General features: G+C 74.0%; 10 protein-coding genes. 8 read left to right on the top strand and 2 right to left on the bottom strand.

Annotated features, from left to right (window positions below):
- Window positions 1–46: 46 nt before the first annotated feature.
- The 5 genes from ACWC24_RS11510 to sucD all read left to right on the top strand — a co-directional run bounded on the left by ACWC24_RS11510 (window position 47) and on the right by sucD (window position 6,956).
- Complete coding sequence (locus tag ACWC24_RS11510; RefSeq protein ID WP_450662611.1) at window positions 47–2,482, top strand: DUF5682 family protein; 2,436 nt, start codon at window positions 47–49, stop codon at window positions 2,480–2,482.
- On the top strand, window positions 2,479–3,723 hold the full coding sequence (locus tag ACWC24_RS11505; protein ID WP_450662610.1) for a VWA domain-containing protein: 1,245 nt from the start codon (window positions 2,479–2,481) through the stop codon (window positions 3,721–3,723). Before ACWC24_RS11510 ends, ACWC24_RS11505 begins: the two co-directional genes overlap by 4 nt.
- A gap of 124 nt (window positions 3,724–3,847) precedes the next feature.
- Window positions 3,848–4,309 carry a hypothetical protein gene (locus ACWC24_RS11500; RefSeq protein ID WP_450662609.1) on the top strand — a complete coding sequence of 154 codons (462 nt, stop codon included), beginning with the start codon at window positions 3,848–3,850 and terminating at the stop codon, window positions 4,307–4,309.
- Window positions 4,310–4,871: 562 nt separating this feature from the next.
- Window positions 4,872–6,050 carry an ADP-forming succinate--CoA ligase subunit beta gene (gene sucC / locus ACWC24_RS11495; RefSeq protein WP_162469963.1) on the top strand — a complete coding sequence of 393 codons (1,179 nt, stop codon included), beginning with the start codon at window positions 4,872–4,874 and terminating at the stop codon, window positions 6,048–6,050.
- 21 nt (window positions 6,051–6,071) lie between these two features.
- Window positions 6,072–6,956 carry a succinate--CoA ligase subunit alpha gene (sucD, locus tag ACWC24_RS11490; protein ID WP_375980882.1) on the top strand — a complete coding sequence of 295 codons (885 nt, stop codon included), beginning with the start codon at window positions 6,072–6,074 and terminating at the stop codon, window positions 6,954–6,956.
- 159 nt (window positions 6,957–7,115) lie between these two features.
- Here the strand turns inward: sucD and ACWC24_RS11485 are convergent, their stop codons facing one another.
- Window positions 7,116–8,228, bottom strand: coding sequence for a sigma factor-like helix-turn-helix DNA-binding protein (locus tag ACWC24_RS11485; protein ID WP_450662608.1), 1,113 nt, complete (start codon window positions 8,226–8,228; stop codon window positions 7,116–7,118).
- A gap of 113 nt (window positions 8,229–8,341) precedes the next feature.
- Between ACWC24_RS11485 and ACWC24_RS11480 the strand changes: the two genes are divergently transcribed.
- Window positions 8,342–10,684 (top strand): cell division protein PerM, encoded by a 2,343-nt coding sequence (locus tag ACWC24_RS11480; RefSeq protein ID WP_450662765.1) that lies wholly within the window; start codon window positions 8,342–8,344, stop codon window positions 10,682–10,684.
- A 104-nt stretch (window positions 10,685–10,788) separates the two neighbouring features.
- Here ACWC24_RS11480 and ACWC24_RS11475 read toward each other — a convergent pair whose 3' ends face one another.
- On the bottom strand, window positions 10,789–11,577 hold the full coding sequence (locus ACWC24_RS11475) for a hypothetical protein (RefSeq protein ID WP_450662607.1): 789 nt from the start codon (window positions 11,575–11,577) through the stop codon (window positions 10,789–10,791).
- Between the two features lie 313 nt (window positions 11,578–11,890).
- On the opposite strand from ACWC24_RS11475, the gene purN reads away from it, so the two are divergent.
- On the top strand, window positions 11,891–12,520 hold the full coding sequence (gene purN, locus ACWC24_RS11470; protein ID WP_450662606.1) for a phosphoribosylglycinamide formyltransferase: 630 nt from the start codon (window positions 11,891–11,893) through the stop codon (window positions 12,518–12,520).
- Entirely contained in the window at window positions 12,517–14,079 is a 1,563-nt protein-coding gene (gene purH, locus ACWC24_RS11465; RefSeq protein ID WP_450662605.1) for a bifunctional phosphoribosylaminoimidazolecarboxamide formyltransferase/IMP cyclohydrolase, read from the top strand. Before purN ends, purH begins: the two co-directional genes overlap by 4 nt.
- The last annotated feature ends 122 nt before the right edge of the window (window positions 14,080–14,201 follow it).

Genomic DNA, 14,201 nt, shown 5'->3' with positions numbered 1-14,201 from the left:
GACGAGGGGCACGAGGGGCACGAGGGGCACGAGGGGGAGGAGCGGGATGACGACCGGGGGCGGGCGGGAACCGCTGCTGCTCGGGGTGCGGCACCACGGGCCGGGGTCGGCGCGCGCCGTGCGGGCCGCGCTGGACGCCACGCGGCCGGGCGCGGTCCTGGTCGAGGGGCCGGCCGAGGCCGACGTCCTGATCCCGCTGGCCGCCGACGAGGACATGCGGCCGCCGGTCGCCCTGCTGGCCCATGCCGTCGACGAGCCCGGCCGTTCGGCGTTCTGGCCGCTGGCGGAGTTCTCCCCGGAGTGGGTGGCGATCCGCTGGGCCCTGGAACACGGAGTGCCGGCCCGCTTCATCGACCTCCCGGCCGCCCACACCCTGGCCTGGGGACCGGCGGAGGCCGACGGGGACGGAGCGGACACGAACGACACGGACGGTGGGGGCGACGCGGACGGTGGGGCGGAGGGGCGCACTCCCGGCGCCGACCTGCGGATCGACCCCCTCGGCGTGCTCGCCCGGATCGCCGGTCACGACGATCCCGAACGCTGGTGGGAGGACGTCGTCGAGCACCGGGGCGCGGGGGAGGGCGACGCGCTCGCACCGTTCACGGTGCTGGAGGAGGCCATGGCGGCGCTGCGCGCGACGTACGGCAGCGGGGGGCACGACCGGGATCCCGTGCGGGAGGCGCACATGCGGCTCCAGCTGCGGGCGGCGCGGCGGGAGTTCGGGGACGGTGTCGCCGTGGTGTGCGGCGCCTGGCACGTGCCCGCGCTCCGGCGGCGGACCACGGTGGCCGCCGACCGGGCCCTGCTGAAGGGGCTGCCCAAGGTCAGGACGGAGGTGACCTGGGTGCCGTGGACCCACCGCCGACTCTCCAGAGCCGGTGGGTACGGCGCCGGTGTCGACTCGCCGGGCTGGTACGGGCATCTGTTCGCCGCGCCGGACCGGCCGGTCGAGCGCTGGATGACCAGGGTCGCCGGGCTGCTGCGCGAGGAGGACCGGCCCGTCTCCTCCGCGCACGTCATCGAGGCGGTGCGGCTCGCGGACACCCTGGCGGCGATGCGCGGCCGCCCGCTGCCCGGACTGAGCGAGATGACGGACGCCGTGCGCGCGGTGATGTGCGACGGCTCGGACGTGCCGCTGGCGCTGGTGCACGACCGGCTGGTGGTGGGGGACGTCCTGGGGGAGGTGCCGCGGACCGCTCCCGCGGTGCCGTTGCAGCGCGACCTCGACCGGTCGCAGCGCCGGCTGCGGCTCAGACCGGAGGCCTCGGCGCGGGACCTGGAACTCGACCTGCGCAAGGAGACCGACGCGGGCCGCAGCACCCTGCTGCACCGGCTGCGGCTGCTGGGCGTCGACTGGGGCGAGCCGGCCGCCTCGCGGGGCAGCACGGGCACGTTCCGGGAGACCTGGCGACTGCGCTGGGAGCCGGAGCTGGCCGTACGGGTCGCCGAGGCCGGGGTGTGGGGGACCACCGTGCTCGCCGCCACGACCGGCAAGGCCCAGGCGGACGCCATCGGCGCGCGGAGCCTCGCCGACGTCACCGCGCTCGCCGAGCACTGCCTGCTGGCCGGCCTTCCCGCGGCGCTCCCCACGGTGATGCGGGTCCTCGCCGACCGCGCGGCCCTCGACACGGACGTCGGCCATCTCGCCCAGGCGCTGCCGGCCCTGGTCCGCTCCCTGCGCTACGGCGATGTGCGCGGCACGGACACCGGGGCGCTCGCCGAGGTCGCCGCGGGCCTCGCCGAGCGGATCTTCGTCGGCCTGCCCCCGGCCTGTACCGGGCTCGACGCAGACGCGGCCGACGAGATGCGGCGCCGGCTGGACGAGGTGCACGGGGCGGTGGCCCTGCTGGGTGACGTGCTCGCACCCGAGCGCGCGGGTCTGCGGGGGCGCTGGCACCGGGTGCTCGGGGTGGTGTCGGGGCGGGACACCGTTCCCGGCGTGGTGCGCGGTCGGGCCGTGCGGCTGCTGCTGGACGACGGGGAGCTGGCCCAGGACGAGGCGGCCCGGCTCATGGGGCTCGCGCTGTCACCGGGGACACCGCCCGGGGACGCGGCCGCGTGGATCGAGGGCTTCGCCGGCGGCGGGGGCGGCATGCTCCTGGTGCACGACGAGCGGCTGCTCGGCCTGGTCGACGGATGGCTCACCGCCGTGCCCGCCCGGGCGTTCACGGACGTGCTGCCGCTGCTGCGGCGCACCTTCTCGGCGTACGAACCGGGGGTGCGCAGAACGCTCGGGGAACTGGTGCGGCGCGGGCCCCGCGGGGAGGGGCGGACGGCGGGCGGGCCCGGCTCCGGCGTACCCGGCTTCGACCCGCGGCCGGACGCCGGGCGCGCGGACGCCGTGCTGCCGGTGGTGCGGCTGCTGCTCGGCCTCGACACCGGCCCCGCGTCCGCCGCCGCCGCCGACGCCGACGACGGCGACGGCGACGGCGACGGCGTGCCGGACAGCCCGACGAACGACCTGGTGGGGGTGGACACATGACGGCCGGACCGACGGCTGCGACGGATCCGGTCGCCGCGGATCAGGCGGTGACGGACAGAACGGTGACGGACACGGCGGACACGGCGGACACGGCGGACAGGGCGGGGGAGCGGCTGAGGCGCTGGCGGCTCGTGCTCGGCGGCGACGCGGCCGACGGCACCGGGCACGCGCTGTCCGGGCAGGACTCCGCGATGGACGGGGCGCTCACCGCGCTCTACGGAACGGGGGACCGGCCGCGGTCGGGGCGGGACCGTGCGGCGGGGCTGGGGGCGTCGGCGCCGTCCGTGGCCCGCTGGCTCGGCGACATCCGGACCTACTTCCCCTCCTCCGTCGTCCAGGTCATGCAGCGCGACGCCATCGACCGGCTCGGGCTGTCCGCGCTGCTGCTGGAGCCGGAGATGCTGGCGGCGGTGGAGGCCGACGTGCATCTCGTCGGCACCCTGCTCTCGCTCAACAAGGTGATGCCCGAGACCACGAGGGAGACCGCACGGGCCGTCGTGCGCAAGGTCGTGGAGGACCTGGAGAGGCGGCTCGCCACCCGCACCCGGGCCACCCTCACCGGCGCCCTCGATCGCAGCGCCCGGATCGCCCGGCCGCGCCACCACGACATCGACTGGAACCGCACGATCGCGGCCAACCTCAAGCACTACCTGCCGGAGTACGGCACGGTCGTGCCGGAGCGGCTCGTCGGGTACGGACGGGCTTCCCAGTCGGTGAAGAAAGAGGTCGTCCTCTGCATCGACCAGTCGGGGTCGATGGCGGCGTCCGTCGTCTACGCGTCCGTGTTCGGGGCGGTGCTGGCCTCCATGCGGTCCATCAGCACCCGGCTCGTCGTCTTCGACACGGCGGTCGTCGACCTGACCGACCAGCTCGACGACCCCGTGGACGTCCTCTTCGGGACCCAGCTCGGCGGCGGGACGGACATCAACCGGGCGCTCGCCTACTGCCAGTCGCAGATCACCCGGCCCGCGGAGACGGTGGTCGTGCTGATCAGCGACCTCTACGAAGGCGGGATACGCGACGAGATGCTCAAGCGGGTCGCGGCGATGAAGGCGTCGGGCGTGCAGTTCGTGACGCTGCTCGCGCTGTCGGACGAGGGGGCCCCGGCCTACGACCGGGAACACGCGGCCGCGCTCGCCGCACTGGGGGCACCGGCGTTCGCCTGCACGCCCGACCTGTTCCCGGAGGTGATGGCGGCGGCGATCGAGAAACGGCCGATCCCGGTGCCGGACATGGAGTGAAGCGGAGAAGGGACGCGCCTACTCTTCGGTAACAGGGGGTTGCGCGGCGGCGGGAGGCACGTGCGAGGATCGACGCCGCGTCTCGCCTGTCACCCGTTCCGTCGTATCCGAGGATTTTCCCGTCTTGATCTGGCCGGCCGTCCTGTCCGGAGCCGCTCTGCGCGTGGTGCGCACGGCGGCCGGGCGGCGTGCGCTGCAGAGCGTGCTGCTGGCGGGCGGCTTGTTCGCGCTGGGGCTCCTCTGCGGGGAACGGGCGCACGCGCCGGAAGGCACACCTTCCCGAGCCGCCGCCTTCGCCTCGTACGGGTCGCCGTCCGTGGTCGACGGCGGCGTGGCCGACGTCGTCCGCCACCGTCTCGCCCGCGCCGGCCGGGCGGCGCCCGTACACCGGGCGCCCGCCGGTGATCCCGACGGCGTGCGGGTCGGCCGGTCGGACCTCGACGACGCGACGCCGCGTCACGGCGACGCGCAGGCCGTCCCCCTGGACCGGCGGCTTCCGCTGTGGTTCGTGTCCGGCCCCACGGCGGCCGCGGACGCCACCGGGACCGGGGACGGGCACCGGGACGTCCCCGTGTCCCCCGCCTAGCGGGACGAGCCCTTCCCTGACCGTCGGCCTGCAGGGCGCGCGGGATCACGCGCCGGACGTCCTGTGCACTCTCTGTGTGCACACGGAGCGTGCACACGGAGCGTGCACACGGAGCGTGCATACAGAGAGTGCACACCCTGCGGGACAAGCGACTCCGCGGAACCGAAGGACTCGAACGGCCGAAAACCGTCGGCCGGTCCGGGACGGTTCCCGCGGAGGAGGACGGAAGGATCCTCATTGGGGTGAGGATCAGCCGTTCTGGCCCCGTCCGGGGTCCGTTCCAGGGGCCTCACCGGGTCAACCCCAGCCCGGTGAGGCCCCGCCTTCGCGGCACGGCGTGCCAAAGAGTGCCGCATACACGGCATCATGTGACAGGTATCACCGCTGTGGTGTGACCCTCGATTTAGAGACCCTCCGCAACCGGCGATAACCTGCGAGACGGACATGCCGCGCGCTCGGACACCGTGTGCGCACCCCCTGTGACACAGCGGTCGTCACGTTGCCCTCGCGGCACGCCCACGCATCCAACGAACCGCGAGATCACTGATAGGGACGGAAGCGCGTGGACCTGTTCGAGTACCAGGCGAGGGACCTCTTCGCCAAGCACGATGTACCGGTGCTGGCCGGTGAAGTCATCGACACGCCTGAGGCGGCCCGCGCAGCCACCGAGCGTCTCGGTGGCAAGTCCGTCGTCAAGGCGCAGGTGAAGGTCGGTGGCCGCGGCAAGGCCGGCGGCGTGAAGCTGGCCGCGACCCCGGACGAGGCCGTCGCCCGCGCGACGGACATCCTCGGCATGGACATCAAGGGCCACACGGTCCACAAGGTGATGATCGCCGAGACGGCCCCGGAGATCCTGGAGGAGTACTACGTCTCCTTCCTCCTGGACCGTGCCAACCGCACCTTCCTCTCCATCGCCTCCGTCGAGGGCGGCATGGAGATCGAGGAGGTGGCCGCCACCCGTCCGGAGGCTGTCGCCAAGACCCCGATCGACGCCAACGAGGGCGTGACGCCGGAGAAGGCGCGCGAGATCGTCGAGGCCGCGAACTTCCCGGCCGAGGTGGCCGACAAGGTCGCGAACGTCCTGGTCACCCTGTGGAAGACCTTCATCGCCGAGGACGCGCTCCTCGTCGAGGTCAACCCGCTGGCCAAGGTCGCCTCCGGCGACGTCATCGCCCTGGACGGCAAGGTCTCCCTGGACGAGAACGCCGAGTTCCGCCAGCCGGAGCACGAGGCCCTCCAGGACAAGGAGTCCGCCAACCCGCTCGAGGCCGCCGCCAAGGCGAAGAACCTCAACTACGTCAAGCTCGACGGCGAGGTCGGCATCATCGGCAACGGCGCGGGTCTCGTCATGAGCACCCTGGACGTCGTCGCGTACGCCGGTGAGAACCACGGTGGCGTCAAGCCCGCCAACTTCCTCGACATCGGCGGCGGCGCGTCCGCGGCCGTGATGGCGAACGGCCTCGAGATCATCCTGGGCGACCCGGACGTCAAGTCCGTGTTCGTCAACGTCTTCGGCGGCATCACCGCCTGCGACGAGGTCGCCAACGGCATCGTGCAGGCGCTCCAGCTGCTCGCGGACAAGGGCGAGGAAGTCACCAAGCCGCTCGTCGTCCGTCTGGACGGCAACAACGCCGAGCTGGGTCGCAAGATCCTCTCCGACGCCAACCACCCGCTGGTCCAGCGCGTGGACACCATGGACGGCGCGGCCGACAAGGCCGCCGAGCTCGCGGCTGCGAAGTAAGGAAGAGGGACTCAGACAGCCATGGCTATCTTCCTCAACAAGGACTCCAAGGTCATCGTCCAGGGCATGACCGGTGCCACGGGCATGAAGCACACCAAGCTCATGCTGGCCGACGGCACGAACATCGTCGGTGGCGTGAACCCCCGCAAGGCGGGCACCTCCGTCGACTTCGACGGCACCGAGATCCCGGTCTTCGGCTCGGTGGCCGAGGCGATGGAGAAGACGGGCGCGAACGTGTCCGTCCTCTTCGTGCCGCCGGCGTTCGCCAAGGCCGCCGTGGTCGAGGCGATCGACGCGGAGATCCCCCTCGCGGTCGTCATCACCGAGGGCATCGCCGTCCACGACTCGGCCGCGTTCTACGCGTACGCCGTGTCGCAGGGCAACAAGACCCGCATCATCGGCCCCAACTGCCCGGGTCTCATCACCCCCGGCCAGTCGAACGCCGGCATCATCCCGGGCGACATCACCAAGCCGGGCCGTATCGGCCTGGTGTCGAAGTCCGGCACGCTGACGTACCAGATGATGTACGAGCTCCGTGACATCGGCTTCTCGTCGGCCGTCGGCATCGGTGGCGACCCGGTCATCGGCACCACGCACATCGACGCGCTCGCCGCGTTCGAGGCCGACCCCGACACCGACCTGATCGTCATGATCGGCGAGATCGGCGGCGACGCCGAGGAGCGTGCCGCGGCCTACATCGCCGAGCACGTGACCAAGCCGGTCGTCGGCTACGTCGCGGGCTTCACCGCGCCCGAGGGCAAGACCATGGGCCACGCCGGCGCCATCGTCTCCGGCTCCTCCGGCACCGCGCAGGCGAAGAAGGAGGCCCTCGAGGCCGCCGGCGTCAAGGTCGGCAAGACGCCGACCGAGACGGCGAAGCTGGCGCGCGAGATCCTCGCGGGCTGACCGGACTCCGGACCACCGGCCGGCGGACGCCCCGCGCGTCGCGGCCGCGACAGGGCCCGCACCCTCACCGGGGTGCGGGCCCTGCCGCGTGTCGCCCGCCGCCCCGCGTCCGGGCACCGGACATATCGCCCTTCCCCGCGCCGATGGCGGCGGGCGCCCTCACCGGACCTCCGGCACCAGCCGCTCCGGCCCGTTCTGCGTCTGCGAGCGCAGTCTGTCCCGCAAGGCCAGCTGCTCGTACGACAGCGGGCCCGGTGCCGCCTTCGGCGGGACTCCCTGCACCGTCTCCCCGGTGGGCACGGGCGGCTCGTAGCGCGTGGGCGCGGAGCGCAGGGTCAGGGAGGTCGCGCCGATGACGGCGACCGTGAACGCGATCGCGGCCCGGGTCCAAAAACGCGTCCTGCGTTCCCCGTTCACCCGCACCGTCGTCGGCTTGGCCGCCTGCAGACGTTCGGCGGCGGCCAGTTCGGTCAGCCGCCGGTGCAGGCCGGACGGGTCGGCGAACTCCGGCAGTCGCGCCGCGACGGCCTCGCGCGCGTGCAGCAGCCGCTTCGCGGCCGCCCGCCTGCTCGCCTCCGTCTCCGCCGCCGTCTCGGCCAGACCGAGACCGACCCCGTCGTGCAGCAGCAGGGTGCGGCGGTACGACGGCGGGAGCCGCAGGAACACCTCCAGCAGCGCGTGGTCGGCCGCGTCGGCGGGCGGGGGTTCGCCGCGCCGGTGACTCGGACGGAACCGGTGCCAGGGGGAGAGCGCGTACTCGTACGTCGTCGCCCGCACCCAGCCGGCCGGGTCGCGGTCCTGGGCCACCTCGGGCCAGCGCTGCCAGGCGTGCTGGAAGGCTCGCTCGACCGACTCGCGGGCGAGCGCGCGGCGGCCGGTGAGCAGATACGCCTGCCGCACGAGGGCGGGGGCGCAGAACGAGTACAGCGCGTCGAAGGCCTGAACCGGTGTCAGGGTTCCGGCCGTCTGCGCGGCCCGCGACGGCTCGGCCTCCGGGGGCGTCTGCCGCTCCTGCGGCGCGTTCGTCCCGGTCCCGTCCGTCCCCCGACCGGCCGTCATGTCGTGGCCGGGCTCCGCGAACGAGGCCAGCAGCCTGGCGTACTCCTCCCGCTTCCGGCCGCGTGGAGCGGTGCGGCCGGCTTCCCACGCACGCACCGTCTTCAGGGGGACGCCGATCCGCGCGGCGACCTGATCCTGCGTCAGCGCGCCCCGCTCGCGAAGGCGTCGGAGTTCGCCCGGCGAGGGGAGCGGCGGTGCAGGGCTCTGTGTCACAGGATGCCCTTCCGTACGAAAAAGTACATAAATTTATATTGAGTGACACGTCGGAGGTTCGCCTGTTACGACGGTAAAGCGCGTGTCGTTGGGAGCATGGCGACGTGATCCAGATGACCGCTCGCCGATCGTTGCTGTCGCCCCTGCTGATGCGGATGCGCGACCGTTCGCCGGGACTGGGCGCCAGTCTCCTGGGCGGTGCCGTCGCCGCGGGGCTCGGGCTCGGGGCGCTCGCCGTGCTCGTGATGGTGCTCTGGATCAGTTCGCCGTATCCCGACAGCGGACCGGGGGGCGCCCTGCACGTCGCCGCCGCCCTGTGGCTGCTGGCGCACGGCGCCGAACTGGTCCGCACCGACACCCTCTCCGGCGTTCCGGCCCCCGTGGGCGTCACCCCACTGCTGCTGTGCGCCCTGCCGGCCTGGCTGGTGTACCGGGCGGCCCGGGACGCGGTGGACGGCGACGGGGACACGGACGTGGACGCGGACGCGCCACCGGTCGCGGCGCACACGGCGTGGGCAGGTGTCGTCCTCGGCTACCTGGCGGTCGGCGCGGCCGCCGCCCTCTATGCCGCGGGCGGCGATCTGTGCCCCTCGTGGAGATCGACGGGGGTGAGCCTGCCGCTGGTCGCCGGGGTGATGGCCGGGGCGGGCGTCTGGACGGCGTACGGGCGGCCTCGCCACCCGGTCGACAGGATGCTGGCCCTGCTGCCGGGCGTGCTGCGGCGGCTCGTCCTCGGAGCGGACGCGCGGGCGCGGCTCGGCGCCGCCGTACGGACCGCGGCCGCCGGGACGGCGGTGTACCTCGGGGGTGGTGCGCTGCTGCTGGGGGTGTCGTTGGTGTGGCACGGGGACGCGGCGCGCGCGTCCTTCTGGCAGCTCACGGAGGGCTGGTCGGGGCGGTTCGCGGTGCTGCTGCTGTGTCTCGCGCTGATGCCGAACGCGGTGGTGTGGGCGGCCGCGTACGCCCTCGGCCCCGGCTTCGTGCTGGGCGTCGGCCATGTCGCGGCCCCCGTCCACTCGGCACCCGCTCCGTTGCTCCCGCCGTTCCCGCTGCTGGCCGCGCTGCCGGACGCCGGGCCGGGTACGCCGTTGACCTGGGCGTCCGCGGCGGTGCCGGCGGCGGCCGGGGTGACGGTGGGCTGGTTCACGGCCAGGGCGGCGCTGCGCAGGCCGGGGGCCCGACGCTGGTCGCGCGAGCGGACCGCGGCCTCGGCCGGGCTGGCGGCCGTGCTGTGCGCGGGGGCGCTCGCGGCACTGGCCGCGCTGGCGGGCGGCCCGCTCGGCGTCGCCGCGCTCGCCCGGTTCGGGCCGGTGTGGTGGCAGGTGGGGTGCGCGGCGCTGGTCTGGACGGCGGGCGTGGGGGCGCCGGTGGCGCTGGTGGCGCGGTGGTGGCGGAACCGGGGCACCGCCCCGGCTGCGGGTCCCGAGTCGACGATCGGCAGACAACGGGCCGAGGCGGCAGAGCCCGCACCGGCCTCGGCGGCGGCACCCGCCCCGGCGTCGGAGCCGGCGCCGGGGGCGAAGCCGGGGCGGACGTGGAAGCTGATCGCGAGGACGGGGACGGTGCAGGATCCGCCCTCGGACCCGGTACCTGCTCCGGCATCGGCGCCGGGGGCGAAGCCGGGGCGGACGTGGAAGCTGATCGCGAGGACGGGGACGGTGCCGGACCCGGCATCGGACCCGGTACCCGCTCCGGCATCGGCGCCGGGGGCGACGCCGAGACGGACGTGGAAGCTGATCGCGAGGACGGGGACGGTGCCGGACCCGGCATCGGCTCCGGCTCCGGTACCCGCTCCGGCGCCGGAGCCGACGCCGAGACGGACGTGGAGGCTGATCACGAGGACGGCGCCGAACTCGGCCTCGCAGCCGACGCCGGAGGCGACGCCCGACCCGGTGCCGGCCCGGAAGTCCGACCCGGCATCGAAGCCGGGGCAGGCACCGGAGACGGTCCCCGGGACGCTCCCCGGTCAGCCGCCGAAGACGCAGGGGAACCAGGGCGACCAGGAGGACCGGGCGGAGGCGGAGCAGGGGGAGCGTGCGCGCCGACGTCTGCCGCGTCTCCCGGGGCGCACGCGGACCGACCGGCCGGCGGGGCCGGGGGACGCGTCGAAACCGGTGCCCCGGCCGGTACCGGAGCGGGCGCCCGCGGCGGAGTCCGGGCGGACGGAGGAAGGCCGGGACGCGCACGGGCGCCGGTTCTGGAAGCCACGGCGCCCGGCGGCCGGCCGGCTGTCGCGGAGCCGGCGTACGAGAGGGCCCGGGACGAAGCCGGGGAGCACCCGGGGCGCGGCACGGCGCCGCGAGGACGAGAGCCCGTACGACCTCCTCCCCGCCGATCCCCCCGCCGTCGAGCCACTGCCCGGACCCTGGCACGGCGACGCGGCGCGCGAGGCCCGCTGGGCAGCGCTGAGGAAGGCGTCCGGCCCGCCGGACGACACCACCGGACCGCACCCCTGACGCCGGACACGCGGAACGGTCGGATACCCCGGCCGGTCGTCACCCCGCCGGTCGGGAACGCCGCGTCCCCCGCCCGGGAAGGCGGGGGACGCGACGGCCGGCTGTCAGTTGGTGCCCAGCACGCCCCGGAGCTCCTCCGGCAGAAGCTGCTTGCAGGACTGCTTCGCCGCGTTGGTGAGGGCGTCGTTCGTGCAGGTGTAGTAGTCGCGGTAGACGAGCTGGGCGGTGAAGCCCGCCGCGACCAGGGCGATGGCCAGCGAGGCCGTGACCAGGCCGCTCACCGCGGCGGTGGTCTGCGGGCGCCCGGTCGTGGGCGGGGCCGGGGTGTTCGGGTCGGGGGTGCGGGGCTTGAACCGCAGGGCGCTGACGCCCCAGTACACGGCCAGGGCACCGAGCAGCAGGCTCAGGTACGACCAGCCGAAGAGCGCGAAGAAGAAGGCCCACATGCCGCCCAGCAGGGCATAGCGCGCACGGCGCTGGGCGGGGTCCATCGGGTCCCAGCGCGTCCCGGAGGAGGGCCCGCCGCCGGACGGGCCCTCGGGCCCGCCGCCGTTGCCGTTGCCGCCGGGGCGCTCACCGAAGCCGCCCTGGGAGCGGCCGGGCTGCCGGTCGCTCCAGTGGCCGCCCCAGGGGGAGCCCCCGCCCTCGCCCTCGCCGCCCGCCGGACGGCGGGGCTGCCACGGCCGGTCGGGCGTGCCCTCCGGCGGCGGCGCGTACGGGTTGTCCTCCTGGGCCGGTCCGTCGCCGCCGCCCTGCTCGCCACCGCCACCGCCGCGGCCCGAGGGCGCGTCGGGCGGCGAGCTGGGGCGCTCGCGCAGCAGTACGCCGCTGCGCACCACGCCCTGCGGCGACTGCGGGGCGAGCGTGAGGAGTCGCTGGCTGCGGTCCGGCATCAAGTGAGCGTCTTCCCCTTGGTGAGTACGACTGATGTCGCGTTGGTGAGTACGACGGGTGGCGGGTGGCGCGGCGGGTCCTGCGTGAGCTGTCTCCGTGAGCCGTCTCCCTGGTGAACGCGTCGCAGACCGACGGCGTTCCCGAGCCCGCTCCTCCCAGACGCTACCTTCCGGCCACGCCCCCGTCCCGTGGGGGCCGCTTCGTGTGCCGGTATCGTTGCTGGCGGTCGGCCGCTTCGTAGACTTCCCCGTATCCGGGGGCGCGAAGCATTCGTACGACTGTACAAACGCTTCCCCGAGAAAGGGCCCCACCGTGGCCGCCAAGCCCGTGGTCAAGCGCCTGGTCGTGCTGGTCTCCGGATCAGGCACCAACCTCCAGGCGCTCCTCGACGCCATCGAGAGCGTCGGCAGCGAGGCGTACGGAGCCGAGATCGTGGCCGTCGGCGCGGACCGCGACGGCATCGAGGGGCTCGCCCGTGCCGAGCGCGCCGGACTGCCGACCTTCGTGACGAGGGTCAAGGACCACGGCAGCCGCCAGGAGTGGGACGCGGCCCTCGCCGAGGCCGTCGCCTCCCACGAGCCCGACCTCGTGGTGTCGGCCGGGTTCATGAAGATCGTGGGGAAGGAATTCCTCGCCAGGTACGGCGGCCGGTTCGTCAACACGCACCCCGCCCTGCTGCCCAGTTTCCCCGGAGCCCATGGTGTGCGGGACGCGCTCGCGTACGGCGCCAGGGTCACCGGCTGCACCGTCCACTTCGTCGACGACGGCGTCGACACCGGGCCGATCATCGCGCAGGGCGTGGTGGAGGTCCGGGACGAGGACGACGAGAGCGCTCTGCACGAGCGCATCAAGGAAGTCGAGCGAAGGCTGCTCGTCGATGTCGTGGGGCGGCTCGCCCGCAACGGCTATCGCATTGAGGGACGAAAGGTAGTTATCCAGTGACCGCCGAGAACAAGCGGGCCATCCGTCGCGCGCTCGTCAGCGTCTACGACAAGACCGGGCTCGAAGAGCTGGCCCGCGGGCTCCACGAGGTCGGAGTCGAGCTGGTCTCCACCGGGTCCACCGCCGCCCGTATCGCCGCCGCCGGCGTCCCCGTCACCAAGGTCGAGGAGCTCACCGGCTTCCCCGAGTGCCTGGACGGCCGGGTCAAGACCCTGCACCCCAAGGTGCACGCCGGCATCCTCGCCGACCTGCGGCTGGACAGCCACCGCGAGCAGCTGGCCGAGCTGGGCGTCGAGCCGTTCGACCTCGTCGTCGTCAACCTCTACCCGTTCCGCGAGACCGTCGCCTCGGGTGCCTCCGCCGACGAGTGCGTGGAGCAGATCGACATCGGCGGCCCGTCGATGGTCCGCGCCGCCGCCAAGAACCACCCGTCGGTCGCCGTGGTGACCAGCCCGGCCCGTTACGGCGACGTCCTCGCCGCGGTCAAGGAGGACGGCTTCGACCTCGCCGCCCGCAAGCGGCTCGCCGCCGAGGCCTTCCAGCACACGGCGTCGTACGACATCGCGGTCGCGGGCTGGTTCGCGAGCTCCTACGCGCCCGTCGACGACTCGCAGTTCCCCGACTTCCTCGGCACCACGCTGGAGCGCAAGAGCACGCTGCGCTACGGCGAGAACCCGCACCAGCCGGCCGCCCTCTACGTCGACGGCTCGGGCTCCGGCCTCGCCGAGGCCGAGCAGCTGCACGGCAAGGAGATGTCGTACAACAACTACACGGACACGGACGCCGCCCGCCGTGCCGCGTACGACCACGACGAGCCGGCCGTCGCGATCATCAAGCACGCCAACCCGTGCGGCATCGCGACCGGCGCGGACGTCGCCGAGGCGCACCGCAAGGCGCACGCCTGCGACCCGCTGTCGGCGTTCGGCGGTGTGATCGCCGTCAACCGCCCGGTGTCCAAGAAGATGGCCGAGCAGGTCGCGGAGATCTTCACCGAGGTCATCGTGGCGCCCGACTACGAGGAGGGGGCCCTGGAGGCCCTCGCCAAGAAGAAGAACATCCGGGTGCTGAAGGCGGCCGGCGCCCCCGCGAACCCGGTCGAGGTCAAGCCGGTCGACGGCGGCGCGCTGCTCCAGGTGACCGACCGCCTCCAGGCCGACGGCGACGACCCCGCCAACTGGACCCTCGCCACCGGCGAGGCGCTCGACGCGGCCGAACTGGCCGAGCTGGCCTTCGCCTGGAAGGCGTGCCGGGCCGTGAAGTCCAACGCCATCCTGCTCGCCAAGGACGGCGCCTCGGTCGGCGTGGGCATGGGCCAGGTCAACCGGGTCGACTCCGCCAAGCTGGCCGTGGAGCGGGCGGGCGAGGAGCGGGCGCGCGGTTCGTACGCCGCCTCGGACGCGTTCTTCCCGTTCCCCGACGGTCTGGAGATCCTCACCGCGGCCGGTGTGAAGGCCGTGGTCCAGCCCGGCGGTTCGGTCCGTGACGAGCTGGTCGTGGAGGCCGCGAAGAAGGCGGGCGTCACGATGTACTTCACCGGGACGCGGCACTTCTTCCACTGACCGCGGATCCCGCCGTGGCGGCCCGGCCCGGGCCGGGCCGCCATGCTGACGAAGTCGTCGTGCAAGACCGCCGCGGTGACCATCGTCCACGACGGCGGGCCGTACACCTCCTGCGACCTCTG

It is taken from the genome of Streptomyces sp. NPDC001443 (assembly GCF_053597355.1).
The sequence above is the reverse complement of the archived record's forward strand: the minus strand, read 5'-3'. Positions and strand labels throughout refer to the sequence as shown.